At 77.1% G+C, this 1,216-nt stretch carries 1 protein-coding gene; it reads right to left on the bottom strand.

Translation table 11 applies throughout. The annotated features are described in order from the left end of the window. On the bottom strand, nucleotides 1–1,024 hold a 1,024-nt coding region (locus tag AOK15_RS37335), incomplete at its 3' end, for a tetratricopeptide repeat protein (protein ID WP_478078824.1). Nucleotides 1,025–1,216: the final 192 nt, after the last annotated feature.

Below are 1,216 nucleotides of genomic sequence, written 5' to 3'. Positions count from 1 at the left end.
CGACCTGCTCGCCGCCGCCGATGGCGTGCCAGATGCGGTCGACGGCGCCGTGCAGGACGGCGGCCTGTTCGGCCCGTCCCGCCAGGGCCTCGGCGGCGGCGAGCAGGTCGAGGGTCCGGGCGAGGCTCTGGTGCTGGCGTTCGGTGTACGGCAGCCGCAGGCAGGCGCGGGCGTGCCCGGCGGCCCGCTCGTACTCCCCGGCCGACCAGTGGGCGAGGGCGAGGGTGCGCAACGCCCAGGAGCGGGCCCACTGTTCGCCGTGGGCCTCGCACAGGGCGACGGCCTCGGCGCACAGCGGGATCGCCTCGGCGGCGCGGCCCCGGCTGACGAGGGTGCAGGCCAGCTCGATCCGGGTGAGGACGACGAAGGAGGCGTGGGACGTCCGGGCCAGGCCGGGGCCGAGGGCGACGGGCGGCGGCGCGGGCACCGGAAGTTCCGAGTCGTCGGCGGGTGCGGGCCGGGCGGGGTCGAGACCGGCGAGGACGGCGGCCGAGCGGCTGTGCACCAGTGAGGTGAGGGCGCCCGCCCACAGGGCGCGGGTGAGGGACCCGTCCGGTCGGGCCCCGGCCAGCAGCGCGCCGTCCATCCAGTGCCGGCCCTCGCCCCAGATGCCGTACGCGACCCAGTGGAACCACAGGGTGGAGGCGAGCCGCAGCCCGTGCTGGGCCTCGCCGGGGGTGGTGAGGCAGAAGTCCAGCGCGGCCCGGAAGTCGTCCTGGTCGATACGCAGCCTTTCGGTGATGCCGACCTGGTCGGGGCCGAACCAGGCCCGCTCGTACGCGGCGCCCAGCCGGGCGAAGTGGTCGCGGTGCCGCCGCCGGGTGGCGACCGTCTCCCCCAGGTCGTTCAGCTTCTCCAGGCCGTAGTCGCGCAGCGAGACCAGCAGCCGGTAGCGCACCCGGCCGTCGTGCTCCTCCCGGACGAGCACGGACTTGTCGACGAGCCCGGCGACCGCGTTGAGCACGTCGATCCCGGCGGTGGGGGCGGGTCCGGCGATTCCGGCAGCTCCGGCGGGTCCGGCCACTCTGGCGGGCCCCGCGACTCCGGCAGCTCCGGCGACTCCGGCGACTCCGGCGACTCCGGCGACTCCGGCCGGTCCCGCGACTCCCGCGACTCCCGCGACTCCCGCGACTCCGGCAGCTCCGGCGGGTCCGGCAGCTCCGGCAGCTCCCGCGACTCCGGCAGCTCCCGCGACTCCGGCGGGTCCGGCGGGTCC

The organism is Streptomyces ossamyceticus, from assembly GCF_001418475.1.
Lineage (GTDB): Bacteria > Actinomycetota > Actinomycetes > Streptomycetales > Streptomycetaceae > Streptomyces > Streptomyces ossamyceticus.
This window is presented reverse-complemented; position numbering and strand designations above follow the sequence as displayed.